The sequence below is a fragment of the Rhodococcus koreensis genome (genome assembly GCF_900105905.1).
Lineage (GTDB): Bacteria > Actinomycetota > Actinomycetes > Mycobacteriales > Mycobacteriaceae > Rhodococcus_F > Rhodococcus_F koreensis.
The window spans coordinates 5269665-5292023 of sequence record NZ_FNSV01000005.1 but is presented as its reverse complement, the minus strand read 5'-3'; the positions used below and the strand labels follow the sequence as shown (position 1 = coordinate 5292023).

Genomic DNA, 22359 nt, shown 5'->3' with positions numbered 1-22359 from the left:
GCAGGCATGTCTCACGATCATCAGAAGGAAATGGAACAGGTCCGGCACACCGGACACGATCACGACGCCCACACCGATCGGCACGCCGGCCACGGCGCGCACGGTGAGGTGTTCCGGCAGAAGTTCTGGATCAGTCTCGCGCTGTCGGTGCCGGTGGTGGTGTTCAGCCACATGTTCGCCGACCTCCTCGGCTACACCGTCCCCGACTTTCCCGGGGCGTCGTGGATTCCGCCGGTGGTCGGTACCGCGATCTTCTTCTACGGCGGCGCACCGTTCCTCACCGGCGCGTGGAGCGAATTGAAGTCGCGGCAGCCGGGCATGATGCTGCTGATCGGGATGGCAATCACGGTCGCGTTCCTCGCGTCGTGGGTGACGACCCTGCAGATCGGCGGGTTCAACCTCGACTTCTGGTGGGAACTGGCGCTTCTCATCGTCATCATGCTGCTCGGTCACTGGCTGGAGATGCGGGCACTGGGGTCGGCGTCCGGGGCCCTCGACGCGCTCGCCGCGCTGCTCCCGGACACCGCCGACAGGGTCACCGACGACGGCGTCACCGAGGTGCCCGTCTCCGAACTCGCCACCGGCGACCTGGTGCTGGTGCGGGCCGGCGGTCGCATTCCCGCTGACGGTACCGTCGAGGACGGCCGCGCGGAGGTCGACGAATCGATGATCACCGGCGAATCCACCCCCGTCCCACGGTCGGTCGGCGACCCCGTGGTCGCGGGCACCGTCGCCACCGACAGCGCGCTGCGGATCACCGTCGGCGCCGTGGGGGAGGACACCGCGCTCGCCGGCATCCAGCGACTGGTCGCCGACGCGCAGTCGTCCTCGTCCCGCGCCCAGGCCCTCGCCGACCGCGCGGCCGCGTTCCTGTTCTATTTCGCCTCGATCGCAGGACTTCTCACGTTCGTGGTGTGGTCGCTGCTCGGCAACGTGGACGAGGCCGTGGTGCGGACCGTCACCGTTCTGGTGATCGCCTGCCCGCACGCCCTTGGCCTGGCGATCCCCCTCGTGATCGCCATTTCCACCGAGCGGGCCGCGAGGGCCGGTGTGCTGGTGAAGGACCGGCTGGCTCTCGAACGCATGCGCGGCGTCGACGTCGTGCTGTTCGACAAGACCGGCACCCTCACCCAGGGCAGGCACGCGGTGACGGGCCTCGTCGCGACGGCCGGTGTCACCGACACCGACCTGCTCGCGCTCGCCGGCGCCGTGGAGGCCGATAGCGAGCACCCGGTCGCCCGCGCGATCGTCGCCGAGGCTGCCGCGAAGGTTCCCGCCGAGTCCCGCCGCACCGCCACCGAATTCCGGTCGTTGCCCGGACGCGGCGTCCGCGCCGAGGTCGACGGCGAGGAGGTCGCCGTCGGCGGACCGGCAATGCTCGCCGAACTGAACGTGACGGTCCCCGACGACGTTGCGGCGCACACGAAACGGTGGGTCGAGCGCGGCGCCGCCGTCCTCCACGTCGTCCGCGACGGGAAGGCGGTCGGCGCGGTGGCGCTCGAGGACGCCGTCCGCGAGGAGTCCCGGCAGGCGATCGACGCCCTGCACGCACGGGGCGTGAAGGTCGCGATGATCACCGGCGACGCCCGGCAGGTCGCCGACGCCGTCGCCGCCGACCTCGGGATCGACGAGGCGTTCGCCGACGTCCTGCCCGAGAACAAGGACGCACAGGTGGCGGCACTCCAGGCCCGCGGCCACCGCGTCGCGATGGTCGGCGACGGGGTCAACGACGCCCCCGCGCTCGCCCGCGCCGACGTGGGTGTCGCCATCGGAGCCGGCACGGACGTCGCCATCGAGTCGGCGGGGGTCGTCCTCGCCGCCGACGACCCCCGTGCGGTTCTGTCGATTATCGATCTATCGCAGGCGAGCTACCGCAAGATGTGGCAGAACCTGGTGTGGGCCACCGGTTACAACATCATCGCCGTCCCGTTGGCCGCGGGCGTCCTCGCGTTCGCCGGGGTCGCGATCTCCCCCGCGGTCGCGGCGATCCTGATGTCGATCTCCACCATCGTCGTCGCCCTCAACGCGCAGCTGTTGCGACGACTCGATCTGGATCCGGAACGGCTGAGCCGGCACTGACCGGGGTCTGCGTCCATTCCCATTCTCCTCCGTCTGTTCGGGTACCCATCCCCACGGATCAAGGAGTTCACCATGAGCAACCCGAACGAGTTCGAGACCCCGGCGACGGATCGGACGGACACGACACCGCAGGCCGCGGCGCCGACGTGTTGCAGCACCGAACGGCAGACCACCTGCTGCGATCAGAGCGAGAAGTCGACGTGCTGCGGTCCGGCGGCAACGGCCGACGGCGGGTGCGGCTGCCAGTAGTCCTTACCCGGCGGTGCGGTGCGAGCGTTGGGCTCGCACCGCACCGCCGTCTGTGCGTGGTGTCGCGCGATCTAGGGGCGCCTCTCGAGCGGGTGTGCCTGCCTACTGGTCCGTCGTGGGTGTGGCTCCGCAGGCGCAGGATCCGCCGCTGCGGGGCTGGTAGTCGTGCACGTGCCCGGCGCGATCCTGGCTGATCTCACAACACGCGTGCAATTGGGCCTGAAGGGCGGCGCGGCCTCGCTGGACCCGGGATTTCATCCCGGACACCGAGATTCCCGCCTCACCCGCGGCCGCGGCGTGGGTTCGGGCGTCGAGGTCGACCATCTTCACCGCCGCGGCCTGCTCGGCGGGCAGCCCGGAGAGCATCGGCACCAGACAGGAGGCGAGTTCCTTCTCCGCCGCCTCGTCGACATCCGATTCGCCGTCCGGTGGAGTGTCGGGGACGGCGTCGACGACCAGCTCACGCCGGTGCGGCGCGGAGCGGTAGAAGTCGGTGATCGCGTTGCGGGTGATGGCATACATCCATCCGAGGAGGCGGTCCTGATCGCGCAGATTGTCCAGGCTCTTGGCCATCCGCAGGAACACGATCGACAAGATGTCGTCGGCGTCCTCGGGGCGCGAGACCCGGCGGGCTATGAAGGCCCGCAAATCGCTCGAGAAGCTGCGCCAGAGCTGTTCGAGATCAGCTGGCTCCTGATGGGGTGCGGTCGCGGTGGTGGTCGATTCCTCGCTCATGATCCGTGGTTCCTTTCCGTTTCCAGCATCCCCGTCCGGCGGCGCGGTGGCGACCCCTGGGAACGACCTCTCCGGTACCGACGGCGGCGGCCGCAATCGGACGCACCCGCGATAGAACGCAGTCTGCGTCCGAATCCGGTTTGCCTCGTCTGTATGGGTGTCGATGTCGATGACGGGTTCTCCGATTCGACGTACCAGTAGAAGCGCGGTGAGGAGGTGAGAGCAATGTTGACCACACACCTGTTTTCGGGTCTGACCAGCGAAGAGGTCGATCTGATCGTGGCGGAGGAACTGCATCTGCTCGACGCCGCCGCATGAGCGCCGTCGACGCCCGCACCGGGCGTATCCGCTGACCACAGCGCTCTCCCAGCCTCTACCCCCTCTGCGGGTAGGGGCCAGAAGGGTGCCCGGCTCCGGGTAGGCGCCGCACACAAAGCCTGCCCTGTCCCTCTCCTTACTCGGGAGGGACAGGGCAGGTTCGTCGTTGTTCAGCGGCCGCGGGCCGACCGAATCAGGCGGGTGAGGACGGGGACGGCGGTCACCGCCGCCCACAACCCGACCGCCGCGACCAGGGCGGCGGCGGTGTCACCGGCGGTGGCGGTGCCGAGGACGTGCCCGCGCAGGGCGTCGGTGGCGTGCGCGACCGGATTCACCGTGGCCATTGCCTGCATCCAGCCGGGCATGGTCTCGATCGGGGCGAACGCACTCGAGACGAACATCAGCGGCATCATCACCATCATCCCGGCGAACTGGACCACGTCCGGGCGCCGCAGCCGATCCCCGATCAGTCCGAACAACGCGCTCATCGCCCCCGCCAGCACCACCAGCACCACGACCGCGGACACGACATCGACGGCACTGCCGTGGAACTCGAAACCCAAAGCCACGGCGGCGATCCCGAGCAACGCAGCCCGAGCGAGTGTGAACACGGCCTCATTGATGGTGCGAGCGATACCGGGTAGGCCTGCGCGCATCGGCAGGGCCGCGAAGCGGTCATGCAGGCCGTTGGTGTGATCGATCGCGGCGGACACTCCGGCGTTGGTGCCGGCCATCACCGTGGAGACGGCGAGCATCGCCGGGGTGAGGAAGACGATGTAGCTGACCCCGGCCGGAAAACCGGGTCCGGCGGCGACGCTGCGAAACACCTGGCTGAACAGCACCAGCATCGCCATCGGCATGGTCAGCGAGAACATCAGCAGCTGCGGGACGCGGGCGCTGGTACGCAGGTTCCGGACGGTCAGGGCGGCGAGCTGGTCCAAGGCCGTGGGGCGCCCGACCAAGGCGGTGACTGTGGTGGTGCGGATGGTGGTCATCGGTGTGCTCCGGGGGTGTGGGCGAGGTGGGTGAAGACGTCGTCGAGGCTCGGGGAGGTCACGTCCAGGTCGGTGACCTCGATGCCTCCGCGGTGCAGGCCGGCGACCAGGGCGGTCGCGGCGGGGGCGTCGTCGACGGTGACCGACACCCGAACCCGGTCGCCGTCGACCCGGTCCGTGTCCGGGATGAACGGCAGACTTCCCAGTTGGTGGGTGGGGACGGTGGCGGTCAGGACCTTGCCGCCGACGATCCGTTTCAGCTCGGCGGGGGTGCCACGGGCGGCGACCCGGCCCCGGGCAAGGACGACGATGTGGTCGGCGAGCCGGTCGGCCTCCTCCAGGTATTGGGTGGTGAGCACGACGGTGGTGCCTGCGGTCGTGAGTTCGTCGACGACGTCCCACAGTCCGGCGCGGGCGATCGGGTCCAGGCCGGTGGTCGGCTCGTCCAGGAACAGCACCGACGGGGATCCGACGAGGCTGGCGGCCAGATCGATTCGGCGGCGCGAGCCCCCGGAGAGTTCCCCGACCCGTCGGGTCGCGTACTCGTGCAGCCCGAGCCGGTCGATCAGCGCGTCGGCCCGCGCCCGAGCGGTGCGGCGCAGCCCGGTCAGTCGGCCGATCAGCTCCAGATTCTCTCGGGCGGTGAGGAATTCGTCGAGTCCGGCGTATTGGCCGGTCACCCCGATCCGGCGGCGCACCCGGTCGGCGTCGGCGATGACGTCGAGGCCCTCGATCTGCACGCGGCCGACGGTGGGGCGCACCAGGGTGGTGAGGGTGCGGATCAGGGTGGTCTTGCCGGCACCGTTGTGGCCGAGGACCCCGAGCGTGGTCCCGGCGGCGGCTTCCAGGTCGACGCCGTCGAGGGCCCAGGTTGTGCCGTAGGCGACGTGCAGGTCCTCAACGAGGACGGCGGGGGCGGTCATTTCACACCCCCGCCGTGGCCGCCGGCCGCGTGGCCGGTTCCGGGGGGAGAGAACGGGTGGGTGGACATCGGAGGATTCCTCTCGAAGAAGGGCGTGCTCCCACCCGATGTGGATGGGAGTTACCTCCTCAGACGAACCACCCGCGAGAGGGACGCACCCGCCGTCGAATCAGCTCCCTATCGGACGCGGCTGAGCCTGCTCACCAGGTGGTGGGAGTCGCGGCCCACCATGCGCAACGACGCCGATGACAGCGAGCGTTGCCACTCCAAGACCGACCCAAGTTTTCAAGAAGGATTGGCGGCCTTGCTGTGGTGGGGGATGCTGGCGGCCCCGATGAGGGCGGCGACCACAGCAAGTGCGGCGAGGATGAGGTAGGCGTGGGCGTAGCTGCCCGTCCACGCCGACAGGGCGGTCCCGGCCCAGGGGGCGAGGGCCATGACGATGACGACCGGCGCGGACATCAGCCCGTTCAGGCGCCCGTAGTGGGTGGCGCCCCACCGGTCGGTGATCGCGGTGGCCTGAATGAGGGTGAAGATCCCGCGGACCAGCCCCGCGCCGATGGCGACAGCAATCAGCGCGACCACCGAGGTCACGATCCCGAGCAACGCGGTGCTCGCGGCGGTGGCGGCGAGGATCACCACGATGCGGGTGCGGGCGGTGGTCCGGGCGGCGATCGGGAGGTAGCCGAGGCGGCCGAGAACCTGCCCCGCACCGCCGAGTCCGAGCGTCAGGGCGGCCAGCGCCGGGGAGAAGCCCTGCTCGATCAGCAGCGGCACCAGGTTGAACACCCCGGCGAACGCGGTGAACGCCCCGAGACTCAGGGCCGCAACGAGGGCCGCGAAGGCGAGGCTGCGGGAGGCGTCCCGGTGATCGACCGGATGGTCCCCGGCCGGGGCGGGTGGGTGCGGCCACCGCCCCCGCAGCCCCAGCAGGTGCCCGGGCACGGTGATGATCGCCAGGATCGCGGCGAGGACGAGATACGTGGCCCGCCAGTCGTACCGGTTGACCAGCGCGGCGGTCAGCGGGGCGAAGACGGTGCTGGCCAACCCGGCGGCGAGGGTGAGGATCATCAGGGCTTTGACGTATTTGTCGCCGTACCAGCGGGTCAGCGCCGCGAACGCGGGCGGATACAGCACCGCGCCCATCGCGACCCCGGCGGCGAGCCACCCGGCGTAGAACACCGGCAGGTTCGGTGCGGCCGCGACCACCAGCAGGGACGGCACGGCGAGGACGGAGCCGGCGGTCATCACGACCCGCGGCCCGATGCGGTCGATGATCCGTCCCACCGGGATTCCGGTCAGGGCTGCGGCGAGTTGGGAGAGGGAGAAGGCGGCGGTGAGCACCGGCAGCGACCACCCGGTGTCCGCCGAGATCGACACCGAGAGCACCGGAAACGCGTAGTAGAGGATGCCCCAGCTGGTGATCTCGGTCAGGCACAGTACCGCCAGCACCCGCCGCAGACCGGTCTCGTCGAGGGACGCGGTCTGCGGCAGGGTCCGGGTGCCGGTCACCGGGTTATCCGCCCGCGCGGGTGGACAGGGTGATCAGCTGCGGGTCCGGGGCGGCGCAGCACCCCACGGAGTCTTCCGCTGCCGCGGGTGTGTCGGGGTCGTCGAACACCCCGGCGCCGCCGCAGACTCCGGTCTCCGGCAGGGTCAGCTCGACCCGGGCGGCGGCCTCGTGGTCCCCGGCCAGGGCGGCGGCCTCGTGGTCCCCGGCCAGGGCGGCGGCGATGCTGCGGACCTGCTCGTACCCGGTCATCGCCAGGAACGTCGGTGCCCGCCCGTAGCTTTTCATCCCGACCAGGAACACATTCGGCTCCGGATGCGACAGTTCGGCGACCCCGTGCGGGTAGACGGTGCCGCAGGAATGCACGTTCGGATCGATCAGCGGCGCCAACTCGGTGGGGGCCTGCAGCACCGGATCGAGGCCGAGGCGGATCTCCGACAGCCAGGACAGATCGGGCCGGAACCCGGTCAGCACCACCACCCGATCCACGTCCTCGATGCGGGCTCCGGTGTCCGACACCAACACCACCCGACCGTCCGCACCGTCGGGTTCGATGGTGGCGGTGCGGAACCCGGGAACCACCGTCAGCAGTCCGTCGTCGACCGCGGCCTTGGCGCGCAGGCCGAGGGCGCCGCGGGCGGGCAGCTGGTCGTCCTCGCCGCCGCCGAAGGCTCCGCCGACGTCGCCGCGGCGCAGCACCCAGCTGATCCGGGTGCCCGCCGCCTGCTTCTCGAGATTGGCCAGGGCGACGATGGCGGTCAGCGCGGAGTGCCCGCTGCCGGCGATCACGATGTGCTTGCCCGCGTACCGGGCGCGCACCTCGGGGTCGTCGACGTTCGGGACCCGGTATTCGAGGACGTCGGCCGCTGCTTTCTCGCCGAGCGCGGGCAGGCCCTCGCCGCCGAGCGGGTTGGGGGTGGTCCAGGTCCCGGAGGCGTCGATCACGGCCCGCGCAAGAATGCGGTCCTCGGTGCCGTCGGCACGGCGCAGGTGCACCGACAACGGTTCGGTGTCGCGGCCGGCGTCGACGACCCGGTCCCGCCCGCGACGGGCCACGCCGACCACTTCGGTGCCCAGTTTCACGATGTTGCCGAGTGCGGCGGCCAGCGGGACCAGGTAGTCCTGGGTCCAGTCCTGGCCGGTCGGATACGCCTCGTCGTCCGGGGCCGTCCAGTCGGTGGTCTCGAGGAGGCGGCGGGCGGCCGGGTCGATCAGCTCCCCCCACCGGGAGAACAGCCGCACGTGGTTCCACTCGGCGATCGCGGCACCGGCGCTGTCACCGCGTTCGAAGACCAGCGGGGTCAGGCCGCGTTCACGCAGCTGGGCGGCGGCGGCGAGGCCGATCGGTCCGGCGCCTACGACGACTACGGGCATGGTGGTCATCTCGAAAATCCTTCCATCGACGTTCATCGATCTTCTGCTATCGGAGAGTATCGACGTGCGTCGATGAATGCAACCATCGATGGATATCGATATAGTGGTGGGCATGACTTCCCTGGACATGCCCACCGTCCGCACCCCCGGCGAAGTGGATGCGTTGGCGCCGGAGGACGCGGCCACCTACGCCGGGTGGTTCGCCTGCCTGGCCGATCCGACCCGGGTGCGGCTGCTGCATCAGGTCGCCTCCCGTCCGGCCGGGATCACCGTGGGCGAGCTCGCGGAGGCCTTGGGGATCGGGCAGCCGACCGTCTCGCACCACGTCCGCAAGCTCGCCGATGTCGGTTTCGTCTCGGTGCACAAGCGGAGCACCAGCACCGTCGTCATGGTCAACCCGGCGTGCTGCACCGGGTTGCCGCACGCCGCGGACGCGGTGATGGGGGTGCTGACCCCGCGCCCGTGCTGCCCGGACGACCTGCCCGACGACGTCACCGTCCGCCCCATGGCCGAGCAGGATTGGGACGCGGTGCGCCGGATCTACGGCGAGGGCATCGCCACCCGCACTGCCACCTTCACCACCGAGGTCCCCCTCCAGACCGCTCTGGACGCGCAGTGGCTGCCGGGGCATCGGTGGGTCGCCGAGATCGACGACATTGTGGTCGGCTGGGCCGCGCTGTCCCCGACCTCCGGACGGGACTGCTACGCCGGGGTGGCCGAGAACTCCGTCTACGTCGCCGACGGCATGCGCGGGCGAGGCGTCGGAAAGGCACTGCTGCGTACCCAGGTGATCGCCGCGGACGAGGCCGGGTTGTGGACGCTGCAGACCTCGATCTTCCCGGAGAATCGGGCCTCCATTGCCCTGCACCACTCCGCCGGGTTCCGCACCCTCGGAGTCCGTGAACGCATCGCCCAGCTCGACGGGATCTGGCGGGACACCGTCTTCCTCGAACGCCGTTCTCCTGTCGCCGGATAACCTCTCGAAACAGTTGGGGCACATGATGTCCGAGCCGCCACCGGTTGATCGGGCCGCGATCGCCGCCGATCTGGAGCGGGCCCGGGTCGCGTTGCACGAGTTGGTCGACGGCGCGAGTACCGAGCAGCTCGCTCGGCGCTCGTCCGGCACCCGCTGGACCAACGAGCAGCTGCTGTTCCACATGGTGTTCGGCTACATGGTCGTCCGGCGGCTGCTGATCCTGGTCCGGGTATTCTCCCGGCTGCCCGACCCGGTCGGCCGAGGGTTCGCCCGCGCCCTGAACGCCGCGACACCGGTGTTCCACCAGATCAACTATTTCGGCTCGTGCGCGGCGGCCACCGTCTTCAACCAAAGGCGGATGGGCCGCCAATGCGACCGCGTCATCGCGAAGCTGCAACGCTCCCTCACCCGGGAATCCGAGACGAACCTACGGCGCAGCATGGCGTTCCCGGTGCGCTGGGATCCGTTCTTCACCGAGACCATGACCCTCGAGCAGGTCTACCGATACCCGGGCAAGCACTTCGACTTCCACCGCGCCCAGCTCACTGTCGGCTGACGCATTCCGCCGAAAATCAGCTTGCGTGCGTCCTTCCGGGCCGGCCGTCGTCTATTGGTATGCCGACATCCGGCACCCACCATCGAGGACGAGGAAACGACATGACCACCATTCCCACCGATACAGGCACCGACCGCGCGCTCAAGGCCAAGCACCGGGCGTTGTGGGCCTCCGGCGACTACCCGACCGTCGCCGCCGAGCTGATTCCGACCCTCGGCGAGGTGCTCGTGGAGGCAGCCGATATCCGCGCCGGCCAGCGGGTGCTCGACGTCGCCGCCGGCAGCGGCAACGCCGCGATCCCGGCCGCAGCGCGCGGCGCCACCGTCGTCGCGTCGGACCTGACGCCGGAACTGTTCGACGCAGGGCGAGCGATCGCCGCCCAGCGCGGCGTCGAGCTGGACTGGGTCGAGGCCGACGCCGAGGCATTGGCGTTCGACGACGACAGCTTTGACGCGGTCATCTCGGTCGTCGGGGCCATGTTCGCGCCGCACCATCAGCAGACCGCCGACGAGATGCTGCGCGTCTGCCGACCCGGCGGCACCATCGCGATGATCAACTGGACACCGCAGGGTCTGATCGGCAACCTGTTCAAGACCATGGCACCCTACGCACCGCCCCCGCCGCGCGGTGCGACCCCGCCGCCGTTGTGGGGCGACGAGCAACACGTCCGCGACCTGTTCGGCGACCGGGTGACCGCGCTCGACGCGCACCGCCAGTCGCTCGCGATCGACCGCTTCGCAGACCCGACCGAGTTCCGGGAGTTCTGGAAACGCAACTACGGCCCGACGATCGCCGTGTACCGCCACAATGCCGCGGATCCGGATCGGATCGCGAACCTCGAGCGGGACTTCCTGCAATTCCTCACCGCGTGGAATCGGGCCGATGCGCCCGGTCGGACACACTACGACGCCGAGTACCTGCTCGTCACCGCGCGCAAGCGGTAGCCCGCATCGGCCCTCGGTCACCGGCAGCGCATCGCCTGTTGGGTTGCCTCCTGATTCGACACCTGTCAATATCGACGTATGTCGAATCAAAATTCGGAGAGCGGTGCCTGTTGCTCACCCCTGGCACGCGAACCGTTGACCGAGGACTGGGCCGGGGATCTGGCCCGGATGTTCAAGGCCCTGGGTGATCCGGTCAGGTTGCGCCTACTGTCGCTGATCGCCTCCCACGCCGGGGGTGAAGCCTGCGTCTGCGACATCTCCGAAACGTTCGACCTGTCGCAGCCGACGATCTCGCATCACCTGAAGGTGTTGCGCTCGGCCGGACTGCTGGATTGCGAACGCCGCGGCACCTGGGTGTACTACTGGGTGATCCCCTCGGCCCTGCAGCAACTGTCTGCCGTGCTGCTTACCGAGGGCGGACCGGTCGTCCCGTCCGAGGCCTGCACCACCACGGAGGTGCCGGCGTGAGCGAGGCCACCACCGCACACCAGCACCCGGCCGTCGTCGGCAAGCTCTCCACCCTCGACCGGTTCCTGCCGGTGTGGATCGGCGTCGCCATGGTCGCGGGTCTGCTGCTCGGCCGGATGATCCCCGGCCTCGGCGACGCCCTGAGCGCCGTCGAGATCGACGGCATCTCGCTGCCGATCGCCCTCGGCCTGCTGATCATGATGTATCCGGTGCTCGCGAAGGTCCGCTACGACCGACTCGACACCGTCACCGGCGATCGCCGCTTGCTGATCGGTTCCCTGGTCCTGAACTGGGTCCTCGGCCCGGCGCTGATGTTCGCCCTGGCCTGGCTGCTGCTGCCGGACCTGCCGGAATACCGCACCGGCCTGATCATCGTCGGCCTGGCCCGCTGCATCGCCATGGTCATCATTTGGAACGACCTCGCCTGCGGCGACCGCGAGGCCGCCGCCGTCCTCGTCGCGATCAACTCGGTGTTCCAGGTGATCATGTTCGCCGCCCTCGGCTGGTTCTACCTGTCCGTGCTACCCGGCTGGCTCGGCCTCGAGCAGACCACCATCGACACCTCGCCGTGGCAGATCGCGAAGTCGGTGCTCATCTTCCTGGGCATCCCCCTGCTCGCCGGCTACCTCACCCGCCGTTTCGGGGAAAAGGCCAAGGGCCGCGAATGGTACGAGTCGACATTCCTTCCCCGCATCGGGCCGTGGGCGCTGTACGGTCTGCTGTTCACCATCGTGATCCTCTTCGCCCTCCAAGGCGACCAGATCACCTCCCAGCCGTGGGACGTCGTCCGGATCGCGATCCCGTTGCTGGCGTACTTCGCGATCATGTGGGGCGGCGGCTACGCCCTCGGCGCCGTCATGGGTCTGGGCTACGAACGCACCACCACCCTGGCGTTCACCGCCGCCGGCAACAACTTCGAACTCGCCATCGCCGTGGCCATCGCCACCTACGGCGCCACCTCCGGGCAGGCCCTGGCCGGTGTCGTCGGACCGCTGATCGAGGTCCCCGTCCTCGTCGGCCTGGTCTACGTCTCGCTCGCGCTGCGCTCCCGGTTCCGCACATCCGCCACGGAAGGTTCGCTCTCATGACCACCCCCAGCGTGTTGTTCGTCTGCGTCCACAACGCCGGCCGCTCCCAGATGGCCGCCGGATTCCTCACCCACCTCGCCGGCGACCGGATCGAGGTCCGCTCCGCCGGGACCGCCCCGGCCGAGACCGTCAACCCGGCCGCCGTCGCGGCAATGGCCGAACTCGGCATCGACATCTCCGGCCAGTCCCCGAAAATCCTCACACCCGACACCGTCGAAAGTTCCGACGTCGTCATCACCATGGGCTGCGGCGACACCTGCCCCGTCTTCCCCGGCACGAGCTACCGGGACTGGGCCCTCGACGATCCGGCAGGCAAGGGCGTCGAGGCGGTGCGACCGATCCGCGACGAGATCAAGGCGCGGGTCGAAGCCCTGATCGCCGAACTCGTCCCCATCGCGCCTTGACGGGAAGTATCCATCTGCGCCCTCCCCGGCTGGCGAGAGGAATGGCGCCCCTCTACGACGCCCGAGGCGAGGACATGGTCGGTGCGGCCGTCGCACTCAACGTGCAGCTGTTGCGAAAACTCGATCTGGATCCGGAACGGCTGAGCCGGCACTGATCACGTCGACGACGGGTTCGGTGATCCTGTGCAGCGCGGACACCAGCCGGTCGACCGTGTCGGTGACCGCCGCGACGTAGGCGTCGGGGCGGATGACCCACACCTCGCCGGGTTTCGCGTCCAGCGCGGCGGTGAGGACACCGGTGGTGTCGATCTCCGACAGCCGGACCAGACGGATCGGTGTGTGCACCGCGCCGAGGGCCGCCGTGCGCATCTCGTCGGCGTCCACGCCGTCACCGAGCAGCAGCAGGATGCCGTTCCTGGCGATGTCGCGGAGCCGGGTGCCGCCACCGTCGCGCAGCATTACCGGGGTGTCGGGCACGAGGATTCCCGGCGCCGCGGCCGGTGTGCATCCACGATCCGGACGCCCGGCGAAGATTCGTCCCGGATCGTCTGTGGTCAAGGGTGATTCGACGTACCAGAACGGCTCGGCGAGGCGGCCGCTGTCGACCTGCGCCCGCGCCTGCGTGTCGGTGACCGCCGCGGTAAGCACGTCGCGGCGGTGCCGGTGCTGCTCGTCCGACTGCGGGACGAGGAAGTCCATCGTCGCCGTCGTGACGGCGATGTTCTCGACCGCCGCCGCGTGCCGCTCGGTGTGATACGTCTCGAGCAGCGACTCGTCCGCCCAGCCGCGCAGGACGAACGCCAGCTTCCAGGCGGCATTCTCGGAGTCGGCAACACCCGAATTCAGACCGCGGGCGCCGAACGGGGACACGATGTGCGCGGCGTCGCCGGCGAGCAGCACCCGGTCGACGCGCATCCGGTTCGCGACCCGGGAGTGGAAGCGGTACACCGATTTCCACACGATGCGGTAGTCGGTGTCGCCGATGATCTTCCGGATCCGCTCGTCCAGCGCCCCCGACCGTTCCTCGGCCTCGAGGTCGTAGTCGCCGGGCACCTGCCAGTCGATGCGGAACGTGGAATCGGGGCAGGGGTGGATGAGCACCTGCCTGCCCGGGTTCCACTCGGGGTCGAAGTAGAAGCGGCGCTCGTCGGCCCAGCCGGGGATGTCGGCGGCGATGTCGCAGATGAGGAACTTGTCGTCGAACGAGCGGCCGTCGAACGTGACCCCCAGCTGCTGCCGGATCGCGCTGCCCCGCGACCCCACCGCGACCACGGCGTAGTCGGACTCGACCACCCGGTCACCGTCGTCGGTGCGGCATGTGATGGTCACGCCGGTCTCGTCCTGGTCGACCGACGTGGCCTCGTGTCCCCACCGGACGTCGATCGACGGTGTGGCCGCGATCCGCTCGTCGAGCAGTTCCTCCGTGCGGGCCTGCGAGATGTTGACGAACGGCGGGAACGACGAGATGCCGCGGTCGACGAACGTCTGCGCGAACAGTTCGTGGTCGCGGTGGAACGTGCGGGCGCACCCCCACGTCACGCCCTCGTCGGCCAGCTGACGGCCGACGCCGATCGCGTCCCACACCTCGAGAACGTCCCGCTGCTGGCAGATGGCCTTCGACCCGATCGGATCGCGTTCGGCCCGGGCGTCGAGCAGCGTGACCGGTATGCCCCAGCGGGCCAGCAGCAGCGCCGTCGTCTGCCCCACCGGGCCGTTGCCGACGACGGTGACGGTACCGCCGCGGGTGTGTCGTCTTCCCATGATCCTCGCCTTGTCAGTGTGAAACGGTGACGGATTTCAGCCCTGCAACTGGTCCCAGACCTCGCGGTCGCGCTCGGCGGTCCAGATGACGGGCCGTTCGATGCCGGAGAGTTCGTCCCACACGCGGGAGACGTCGAACGGGAGGCAGTGCTCGAAGATCGGCCAGTGCCCGTACTTCTCGTTCAGTGCGGCGTGGGTGGCTTCGAACGCCTCCTTCAGGGTGCCGCCGCGCTGCTGCACCGCACCGACCTCGGCGAGCATGACCTCGATGAAGTGGCGGGTCTGCTCGATCGCGGCGTCGACGGCCTCCCGGCCGTGGGAGACGGCGCCGCGTCCACCGATCAGGACCTCGGCGCCCAGCGCCTTGATCCGGTCGAGGGTGCCGGTCGACCAGTCGCGGTGGAAGGCGTCGCCGGTGTAGAGCGCGGCCTGCGCCTCCACGAGGTCGCCGGCGAAGAGGATCTTCTGCTTCGGCAGCCACGCGGTGATGTCACCTTCGGTGTGCCCGCGGCCGAAGTGCTGGAGCACCAGGTCGCCACGCCCGCCGCCGAGGTCGATGGTCAGCTTGTCGGCGAACGTCAGGGTGGGCCACGTCAGTCCGGGCACCGAGTCGGCGGCCTTCGCGAGGCGCGGCATCCGACCGAATTCGCTTGCCCAGTCTTCCTTTCCACGCTCCTCGATGAGGGCGCGGGTGGTCTCGTGCGACACGATGGTCTCGGCGTCGAACGCGGACGCACCGAGCACGCGGACGGCGTGGTAATGCGAGAGCACCAGGTAGCGGACGGGCTTGTCGGTGTGCTCGCGCAGCTTGCGCAGCCAGTCCTGAGCGGCCACGGGGGTGGCGAGCGCCTCGAAGCAGACGACGAAGTCCTCGCCCTCGATGGCGCCGATGTTGGGATCACCCTCGGCGGTCAGCGCGTACACGCCTTCGGCGAGAACTTCCAGGGTCTGTTCCTTCTCGCCGAGGTCGGCCGAGGACGCGAAGCTTGTCGGGCTCATGCGATGCACCTAACTAATCAAAGGTTTGATTGATGGTGACCACAGTAACCCGGCTCACAAAATAATGAAAGCCTTGATCAAAATTTGTCCGGGATTTCTCCGCCCTACCCCAACCCGCCGCGACGAACGGGACGCTCGTTGCATCTGACGCAACGAGCGTCCCGTTCGTCGCGGAAGGGGAGGCGGTGGGGACGTGCTCACCCCGCGAGCAGCACGCCCACCAGCGCGATCGAGGCCACCCAGACGGTGGAGATCGTGGCGAGGACGAAGGGGCGGGCGCCGACCTTCTTGATGGTGGCGATCTGGACGCCGGCGCCGAGGGCGAACATCGCGGCGGTGAGGAGCGCGGTCTGCAGGATCTTGGCGTCGGCGAGCAGACCCGCGGGCAGCAGGCCGGACGACCGGAGGCCGACGCAGGCGAGGAACGCGACGACGAACAGCGGGACGAGCGGCGGGCGCTTCACGTCGGCGTCGTTACCGGCGAGGGAGCGCTGCCGCACGCTGAGCACGGCCATGACCGGTGCGAGCATGAGGACGCGGGCCAGCTTGACCACCGCGGCGACGCCGAGGGCGGCACCGCCGATCGCTCCGCCGGCCGCGACGACCTGCGCGACCTCGTGGATCGACCCGCCCGCCCACAGGCCGGCGTCGGTGTCCGAGAGCCCGAGCGCCCGCGACAGCAGGGGGATCGCGGGGATCATGAGGGTGCCGAAGATGACGACGAGCGCGACCGCGGTGATCACCTCTTCCTCGTCGGCGTCCACGACCCCGTCCACCGCCGCGACCGCGGCCGCACCGCAGATCGAGAATCCGCAGGCGATGAGCAGCCGTTGCGTCCAGCTGAGGCCGAGCAGTTTGCCCGCGAACATCGTGCCGACGATGCCCAGGCAGACGATCGAGACGACCACGACGATGACGCCCCAGCCGAGTCCGAGGATGTCGCTCAACATCAACTGCAGCCCGAGGAGGGCGATGCCGACCCGGAGCAGTTTCTTGGCGGAGAACTGCAGTCCCGGGCGGAGGCGCTCGGGCAGTCGCGCGACGTTCGACAGTACGGCGCCGAGCACGATGGCGATCAACAGTGGGCTCACCGTCGGCAGGAACCTGCCGATGCCCATCGCGAGGGCGGTGGCGGCGGCGCACAGCGCCAGGCCCGGGAGGAGAGTCGCCGTGGCGGTCTGCAGTCGCGGCAGCGTTCCCGTGCTCTCGACGCGCTGTTCCTCGGACTTCGATTCGCTCAGTTCGGTGCTCATACTCCTACGGTCCGTCACTGCGGCGCTTTGCGATAGCCGTCATTTCGGCATGAACACATATCAATCAGATATGTCTTGCGGCAGGGTCATATACTCGGTGCATGTCCCGCAAATGGCCGGAGTTTCCGGTGCTCGAGTTGCTCGTCGGTGTCGACGACCACGGAAGCCTCAGCGCTGCCGCCAGACTCGCGGGCATGGCGCAGCCGAATGCGAGTCGCGCCATCAAGCAACTCGAGCGCCAGTTCGGCATGACCCTGCTGCAGCGCAGCCCGACGGGTTCGATACTGACGCCACAGGGCACGGTGATCGCGCACTGGGCGCGCCGGGTGCTGTCCGATGCGTGCAGGCTGCTCGATGTGGCCGAGGGGCTGCGCGCGGAACGCTCGGCCGAGTTGACGGTGGGCGCCAGCATGACGGTGGCGGAACATCTGATGCCGGGGTGGCTGGGACAGTTCCGCCGGTTGCACTCCGACGTCACCATTCATCTGCAGGTGCACAACTCGACTCAGGTGTTCGAGCGCATCAACAACAGGATCTGCGACGTCGGGTTCGTCGAGTCGCCGACGGTGCCGCGTCCGTTGAAGAGTCTCACGGTGGCGCGCGACCGGCTGGTCGTCGTCGTTCACCCCACCCATCCGTGGGCGCGGCGGCGAAAAGCACTGTCCGTCAGCGAGTTGGCGCTGACGCCGCTCCTGGTCCGGGAACCGGGATCGGGCACCCGGACTACCCTCGACGTGGCGTTGCAGGAATACGAACGGGCGGCACCACTTCTCGAACTGGGCAGCGCCGCCGCGATTCGCACCAGCGTGCTGGCCGGGGTCGGACCGGCGGTGATGAGCACCCTCGCGGTCGCCGAGCAGGTCGCCGCCGGGGAGCTGAAGGTGATCGACGTCGACGGCCTCGAACTCGACCGGGTTCTGCGGGCCGTGTGGCGGGGCGCGCGTCAGCTCGACGGTCCCGCAGGCGAACTGGTGCGCCTGGTCCGCCGGGTCGGGGCGGAGAACTGACCGGCGCTCAGCCGAGCAGGAACGTTGCCGCGCCGGCCGCGATCACCAGCACGATGACGGCGGACCGAAACACGCCCGGCGGCAGTCGCCTGGCGATCGCCAGTCCGGCGACATTGCCGATCACCGCCGCCGTCACGAAGATCGGGAGACGCGGCCAGAACATCGACTCCGTGATCTCGTCGTGGAACCACAGGACACCGAGCGCCATCACGTTGGCGACGATGAAATAGCCTGCGAGATCGGCGATGAACGCCAGCGGTGGCAGCCGCGCACGCATCAGCAACAACACCGGGGGCGGTCCGTTGAGGGAGGTCGTGGTGCCCAGATAGCCGCCCACGGAGCCGGTGAGGACATGTGCGGTGGTGGAGGGGGTCCGGGTGGTTTGGGTCCGGGTCGGGAGTGCCATCGCGACCCCGCACAGCATGACCACGACTCCCGCCGCCGGCTTCAGATACTGTTCCGGCACCAACCCGAGGGTGACCGCACCCAGCCAGGCGCCGGGCAGACTGCCCCCACCGAGCAGTGCCACTCGTCCCCAGCTGATGTGTTCGCGCAGGTGATACGCCGCGCCGATGCGGGTGATCAGCCCGGCGACGAGATTGACGAATACCACTTCGGGAACGGCGAATCCGATCATCAGCATCACCGGCGTCGCGATCAGGGCCGTCCCGAACCCGGTGGCCCCTCCGATGACGGAGGCGATGCCGATGCACAGGGCACCCACGAGGAGCATCGTCATCGCGACTCCCTTCTCGATCCGGTGGCACGGTCCCGTGCCTGGTCCGCCGCTCAGATGGCGAGGGATTGGACTGCGCTCACCAGCGCCATCAATTCGATGTCGCTGCCGGTGCATCCGCGGGACAGGTCGTTCCACGGCGCGGCCAATCCTTGCAGGATGGGCCCCAAGGCTATTGCACCGCCGAGCCGCTGGGCAATTTTGTACCCGATGTTGCCGGCGTCGAGGTTCGGGAACACCAGGACGTTCGCGCGGCCGGCGACCCGGGACCCGGGCGCCTTGGACGCGCCGATCTCGGCCACCAGCGCGGCATCGAACTGGAGGTCTCCGTCCACGTGCAACTGCGGGTCCCGGACGCGCACCCGTTCCGCGGCCTCGCGGACCTTCTCCACGCGCGGATGGCTGGCGCTGCCCTGGGTGCTGAACGACAGCATCGCCGCGATCGGGGTCTGCTCGGTGAGCTGGAAGTGAGTGGCACTGGCGGCGAGCGCGATGTCGACCAGTTCCTCGACCGTCGGGTCGGGGACGACGGCGCAGTCGGAGAACGTCAGCTGCCTGCCGTCCGGCAGCAACATCAGGATCGCACTGGACAGGGTGCTCGAACCCGGTGCGAGTCCGACGATGCGCAGTCCGGCGCGCAGCACGTCGGACGTCGGTCTGCTCGCACCCGCGACTCCGGCATCGACCACCCCGGCGCGCAATGCCGCCGCGGCCAGGCACACCGGGTCCGACAGCGCCGACTCGATCCGGTCCGGATATTTCGCGAATCCCGATTCGACGGCGTCGCGGATCGCGGGGTCGGTGGCGGCCTCGTCCAGGTCGACGACGAGTTCCTCGGCCAGCGGAATGCCTGCGGCCTCCGCGATGCGCCGGATGACGTCCCGCCGCCCGAACAGGCGCGGGGCGACGACACATTTGTGGTGCAGATGGTGGGCCGCACGGATCGCGCGTTCGTCCTCTCCGTCCGCGAGCGCGACGGTCCGGTTCCGGCCGCTCAGGGTGGCGGTCCAGTGGTCGATCAGAGACGAATCATTCAGTCGTGCAATGTCGGTGAGTGGTGCAGTGGTGGCGCCCGGGGCCATGGCCTCGCTCTCCCGTCGATACGAAGAGGGGTGGCGGTCGTCGATCACGACGACCGCCACCCGCTGGAACTCGGGGAAGGTGCCCTTCCCTACGGCTGGATTGCCTTCTCGATGTCGGTGAGCATGCTGTCGATGCCGTGCAGCAGTTCCGACAGCACCTCGTCGTCGGCGACGAGCGGCGGGGAGATCATCAGCATCGTGGCACCGCGATCGTCGCCGCGGAGGATCACCTTGGTGCGGGCGAACGCCTCCGGCAGCACCTTGCGCAGCACCGTCAGCGACTCCTGTTCGGTGAACTCGCGGCCGCTGTTGCTGTCCGCCATCAGTTCGATCGCGTAGAAGAATCCGGTGCCGCGGACGTCCTTCACGCAGCGGTGCGAGCGCATCAGCGAATCGAGTGCCGTCTTCAGCTTCGGGCCGCGTGCGGTGACGTTGCCGAGCACGTTCTCGTCGCGCATCGCGGTGATGTTCGCGACCGCGACCGCCGTCGACACCGGGTGCCCGCCCCACGTCGCGCCGTGGGTGAACACGCCGCCCTTGGGCGAGTCGTAGAGTTCGCGCACCAGCTGCTCACGCACGATCAGACCGCCGAGCGGGGCGTATCCGGAGGTGGAGCCCTTCGCGAACGTGATCATGTCCGGCACCACACCGGTGAGCCCGTGTCCGAACCAGTGTCCGAGGCGGCCGAACGAGCAGATCACCTCGTCGGAGACCAGCAGGATCCCGTGCTTGTCGCACAGCGCGCGCAGCGCAGCCCAGTATCCGTCCGGCGGGACCAGGGCGCCGCGCCCGTTCTGGACCGGCTCGGCGAACACGGCGGCGATGGTCTCGGCGCCCTCTTCCTCGATGACAGCCTCGATCGCGGCGATGCAGTCGAGTTCGTTCGCCGGGCCGCAGTCACCGAGGTAACCGAGCGTGTTGGGTACGGAGCGGACCCCGGGCAGCAGCGGGCCGAACGGATCCTTGATCTTGGGCAGCTGCGTCACCGAGAGGGCGCCGAGAGTGGTTCCGTGGTAGGCCATCTCGCGGCTGATGATCTTGGTTCGCTGCGGGTTGCCCTGGCTGCGGTGGTACTGCCGGGCGAACTTGACGGCCGTCTCCACGGCCTCGGAACCCGAGTTGACGAAGAACGTCGTTCCGAGGTCACCGGGCGCCAGATCGGCGATCAGCGCGGACGCCTCGATCGCGGGAATGTGGGCGCTGCCCCAGTTGGACGCGTACGCCAGCGTCCCGATCTGCTCGCTCGCCGCCTTCGCGATGTCGTCGCGGCCGTGACCGATGTTCACGCAGAACAGACCAGCCAGACCGTCGAGGAAACGGTCTCCCTCGGTGTCGATCAGATAGCTACCCTCACCCCGAACGAACACCGGAAAGTCGCTTTCCCAGGTGTCCTTGCGGGTGAAATGAGGTCCGAGGTGCCGACGGGCCCGTGCTCGCAATTCGGTGACGTCCACGACCATCTCCTTCGTTGTCGAATGGCTGTGATCCACACCATACCGACGAGGCGGACCGCAGGTCAGAACCAGAAGCGCGGTATTCGATGGGTCCAGACTGGTCCCCGCAGACGGTCCCCAACTGGTCCTTCTGGTCCCATGCCAGAGTGATCCAGACTTCGGTATCGCTCGGCACCACGGCATGTGGCCGGAGCGGCGAACAGCCCCAGCTAACGGAGGTCTCAGATGAGGATCGGTATCCCCAAGGAAGTCAAGAACCACGAGTACCGGGTGGCGGCCACTCCCGCCGGTGTCCACGAGATGGTTGCCCACGGGCACGACGTGTTCGTGGAACGCGGTGCGGGGGAGGGCTCGTCGATCGGCGACGACGCCTACGGCGCAGCCGGCGCGAAGATCCTCGACAGCGCCGACGCCGTGTGGCAGAGCGCGGAACTCCTGCTGAAGGTCAAGGAGCCCATCGCGGAGGAATACCACCGGATGCGTTCGGACCTCACGCTGTTCACCTACCTGCATCTCGCCGCCGGCGAGGAGTGCACCCGGGCCCTGCTCGCCGCCGGTACGAATTCGGTTGCGTACGAGACGGTTCAGCTTCCCGACGGTTCGCTGCCGCTGCTGTTCCCGATGAGTGAGGTCGCCGGCAGGCTCGCTCCCCTCGTCGGTGCGCAGGCACTCATGCGCCCGGAGGGTGGCCGGGGTGTGCTGATCGGCGGCGTGTCCGGTGTGTCCCCGGCGCGGGTCGTCGTGATCGGTGCCGGCGTATCGGGCATGAACGCCGTCGCCGTCGCCGCAGGCACCTGGGCCGACGTCGTCCTGTTCGACAAGAACGTCGACAAGCTGCGCGCGGCCGACCGCATGTACCAGGGGCGGATCCGGACCCTCGCCGCCAACGCCTACTCCATCGAGCAGGAGGTCATGCAGGCCGACCTCGTCATCGGCGCCGTGCTCGTCCCGGGCGCCAAGGCACCGAAGATCATCTCGAACTCGCTGGTCTCACGGATGAAGCCGGGCAGCGTCCTCGTCGACATCGCGATCGACCAGGGCGGCTGCTTCGAGGACTCGCGGCCCACCACCCAAGCGGACCCCACGTTCAAGGTCCACGACTCGGTGTTCTACTGCGTGGCGAACATGCCGGGAGCGGTGCCCCACACGTCCACGTACGCGCTCACCAACGTGACCCTGCCGTACACGCTGCAGATCGCGGAGAAGGGCCTGGCCCGCGCGGCCCGGGAGAACGCCGCACTCCGCGCCGGCGTCAGCACGATCTCCGGACGCCTCACCAACGATGCCGTCGGTGCCGCACTCGGGATCGAGTCGGTCGGCGTCGACGACGCGCTCAACCTGGTTTGATTTCGCCGCCGGCCCGGCATACTGAGAAGTGCTCGTTCGGGAACTTCTCGGCGTGCCGGGTCGGCCTACATCTGGCCACTCTTGGATCCACAGGAGGCGATG

21 protein-coding genes are annotated in these 22359 nt (G+C 69.1%); 10 read left to right on the top strand and 11 right to left on the bottom strand.

Going from position 1 to position 22359, the window contains the following annotated elements:
- Positions 1-6: 6 nt before the first annotated feature.
- Together BLV94_RS28750 and BLV94_RS49665 are read left to right on the top strand one after the other, a co-directional pair.
- Positions 7-2079, top strand: coding sequence for a heavy metal translocating P-type ATPase (locus BLV94_RS28750; RefSeq protein ID WP_072945009.1), 2073 nt, complete (start codon positions 7-9; stop codon positions 2077-2079).
- 72 nt (positions 2080-2151) lie between these two features.
- The gene (locus tag BLV94_RS49665; RefSeq protein ID WP_167372188.1) at positions 2152-2328 is read left to right on the top strand and encodes a hypothetical protein; all 177 of its coding nucleotides are present in this window, start codon (positions 2152-2154) and stop codon (positions 2326-2328) included.
- 102 nt (positions 2329-2430) lie between these two features.
- Here BLV94_RS49665 and BLV94_RS28745 read toward each other — a convergent pair whose 3' ends face one another.
- The 5 genes from BLV94_RS28745 to BLV94_RS28725 all read right to left on the bottom strand — a co-directional run bounded on the left by BLV94_RS28745 (position 2431) and on the right by BLV94_RS28725 (position 8191).
- Positions 2431-3063: a sigma-70 family RNA polymerase sigma factor gene (locus tag BLV94_RS28745; RefSeq protein ID WP_072945007.1), complete on the bottom strand. Its 633-nt coding sequence runs from the start codon at positions 3061-3063 to the stop codon at positions 2431-2433.
- A gap of 488 nt (positions 3064-3551) precedes the next feature.
- Complete coding sequence (locus BLV94_RS28740) at positions 3552-4376, bottom strand: ABC transporter permease (protein ID WP_072945005.1); 825 nt, start codon at positions 4374-4376, stop codon at positions 3552-3554.
- Complete coding sequence (locus tag BLV94_RS28735) at positions 4373-5299, bottom strand: ATP-binding cassette domain-containing protein (protein WP_072945003.1); 927 nt, start codon at positions 5297-5299, stop codon at positions 4373-4375. Before BLV94_RS28735 ends, BLV94_RS28740 begins: the two co-directional genes overlap by 4 nt.
- A gap of 284 nt (positions 5300-5583) precedes the next feature.
- Positions 5584-6810 (bottom strand): MFS transporter, encoded by a 1227-nt coding sequence (locus BLV94_RS28730; RefSeq protein ID WP_143051430.1) that lies wholly within the window; start codon positions 6808-6810, stop codon positions 5584-5586.
- A 4-nt stretch (positions 6811-6814) separates the two neighbouring features.
- Positions 6815-8191, bottom strand: a complete 1377-nt coding sequence (locus BLV94_RS28725) for an NAD(P)-binding domain-containing protein (protein WP_072945001.1) — start codon at positions 8189-8191, stop codon at positions 6815-6817.
- A gap of 103 nt (positions 8192-8294) precedes the next feature.
- Here BLV94_RS28725 and BLV94_RS28720 point away from each other — a divergent pair, with 103 nt between their 5' ends.
- From BLV94_RS28720 to BLV94_RS28695, 6 genes are all read left to right on the top strand, one after another.
- On the top strand, positions 8295-9158 hold the full coding sequence (locus tag BLV94_RS28720) for a helix-turn-helix domain-containing GNAT family N-acetyltransferase (RefSeq protein WP_072944999.1): 864 nt from the start codon (positions 8295-8297) through the stop codon (positions 9156-9158).
- 25 nt (positions 9159-9183) lie between these two features.
- The gene (locus BLV94_RS28715; protein WP_072945109.1) at positions 9184-9714 is read left to right on the top strand and encodes a DinB family protein; all 531 of its coding nucleotides are present in this window, start codon (positions 9184-9186) and stop codon (positions 9712-9714) included.
- A gap of 101 nt (positions 9715-9815) precedes the next feature.
- Entirely contained in the window at positions 9816-10658 is an 843-nt protein-coding gene (locus tag BLV94_RS28710) for a class I SAM-dependent methyltransferase (protein ID WP_072944997.1), read from the top strand.
- Between the two features lie 78 nt (positions 10659-10736).
- A complete protein-coding gene (locus BLV94_RS28705) occupies positions 10737-11126 on the top strand; it encodes an ArsR/SmtB family transcription factor (RefSeq protein WP_072944995.1) in 390 nt (129 codons plus the stop codon).
- Complete coding sequence (gene arsB, locus BLV94_RS28700; protein ID WP_072944994.1) at positions 11123-12214, top strand: ACR3 family arsenite efflux transporter; 1092 nt, start codon at positions 11123-11125, stop codon at positions 12212-12214. The genes BLV94_RS28705 and arsB overlap by 4 nt, the downstream gene beginning before the upstream one ends.
- Entirely contained in the window at positions 12211-12618 is a 408-nt protein-coding gene (locus BLV94_RS28695; RefSeq protein WP_072944992.1) for an arsenate reductase ArsC, read from the top strand. The genes arsB and BLV94_RS28695 overlap by 4 nt, the downstream gene beginning before the upstream one ends.
- Before the next feature lie 96 nt (positions 12619-12714).
- Here the strand turns inward: BLV94_RS28695 and BLV94_RS28690 are convergent, their stop codons facing one another.
- The 3 genes from BLV94_RS28690 to BLV94_RS28680 all read right to left on the bottom strand — a co-directional run bounded on the left by BLV94_RS28690 (position 12715) and on the right by BLV94_RS28680 (position 16631).
- Positions 12715-14379, bottom strand: a complete 1665-nt coding sequence (locus tag BLV94_RS28690; RefSeq protein ID WP_072944990.1) for an FAD-dependent monooxygenase — start codon at positions 14377-14379, stop codon at positions 12715-12717.
- 36 nt (positions 14380-14415) lie between these two features.
- Entirely contained in the window at positions 14416-15378 is a 963-nt protein-coding gene (locus BLV94_RS28685) for an MBL fold metallo-hydrolase (RefSeq protein WP_072944989.1), read from the bottom strand.
- 197 nt (positions 15379-15575) lie between these two features.
- Entirely contained in the window at positions 15576-16631 is a 1056-nt protein-coding gene (locus tag BLV94_RS28680; protein ID WP_072944987.1) for a YeiH family protein, read from the bottom strand.
- Between the two features lie 101 nt (positions 16632-16732).
- Between BLV94_RS28680 and BLV94_RS28675 the strand changes: the two genes are divergently transcribed.
- On the top strand, positions 16733-17638 hold the full coding sequence (locus tag BLV94_RS28675) for a LysR family transcriptional regulator (protein ID WP_072944985.1): 906 nt from the start codon (positions 16733-16735) through the stop codon (positions 17636-17638).
- Positions 17639-17645: 7 nt separating this feature from the next.
- Here the strand turns inward: BLV94_RS28675 and BLV94_RS28670 are convergent, their stop codons facing one another.
- Genes BLV94_RS28670 through BLV94_RS28660 form a run of 3 tightly spaced genes read right to left on the bottom strand, consistent with a single transcriptional unit; the run spans position 17646 to position 20916 of the window.
- On the bottom strand, positions 17646-18377 hold the full coding sequence (locus BLV94_RS28670) for a sulfite exporter TauE/SafE family protein (RefSeq protein ID WP_072944983.1): 732 nt from the start codon (positions 18375-18377) through the stop codon (positions 17646-17648).
- Positions 18378-18427: 50 nt separating this feature from the next.
- Entirely contained in the window at positions 18428-19504 is a 1077-nt protein-coding gene (locus BLV94_RS28665; RefSeq protein WP_244163680.1) for a phosphotransacetylase, read from the bottom strand.
- A gap of 41 nt (positions 19505-19545) precedes the next feature.
- Positions 19546-20916, bottom strand: a complete 1371-nt coding sequence (locus tag BLV94_RS28660; protein ID WP_083395694.1) for an aspartate aminotransferase family protein — start codon at positions 20914-20916, stop codon at positions 19546-19548.
- A 219-nt stretch (positions 20917-21135) separates the two neighbouring features.
- Here BLV94_RS28660 and ald point away from each other — a divergent pair, with 219 nt between their 5' ends.
- Positions 21136-22257 carry an alanine dehydrogenase gene (gene ald / locus BLV94_RS28650; RefSeq protein ID WP_072944981.1) on the top strand — a complete coding sequence of 374 codons (1122 nt, stop codon included), beginning with the start codon at positions 21136-21138 and terminating at the stop codon, positions 22255-22257.
- Positions 22258-22359: the final 102 nt, after the last annotated feature.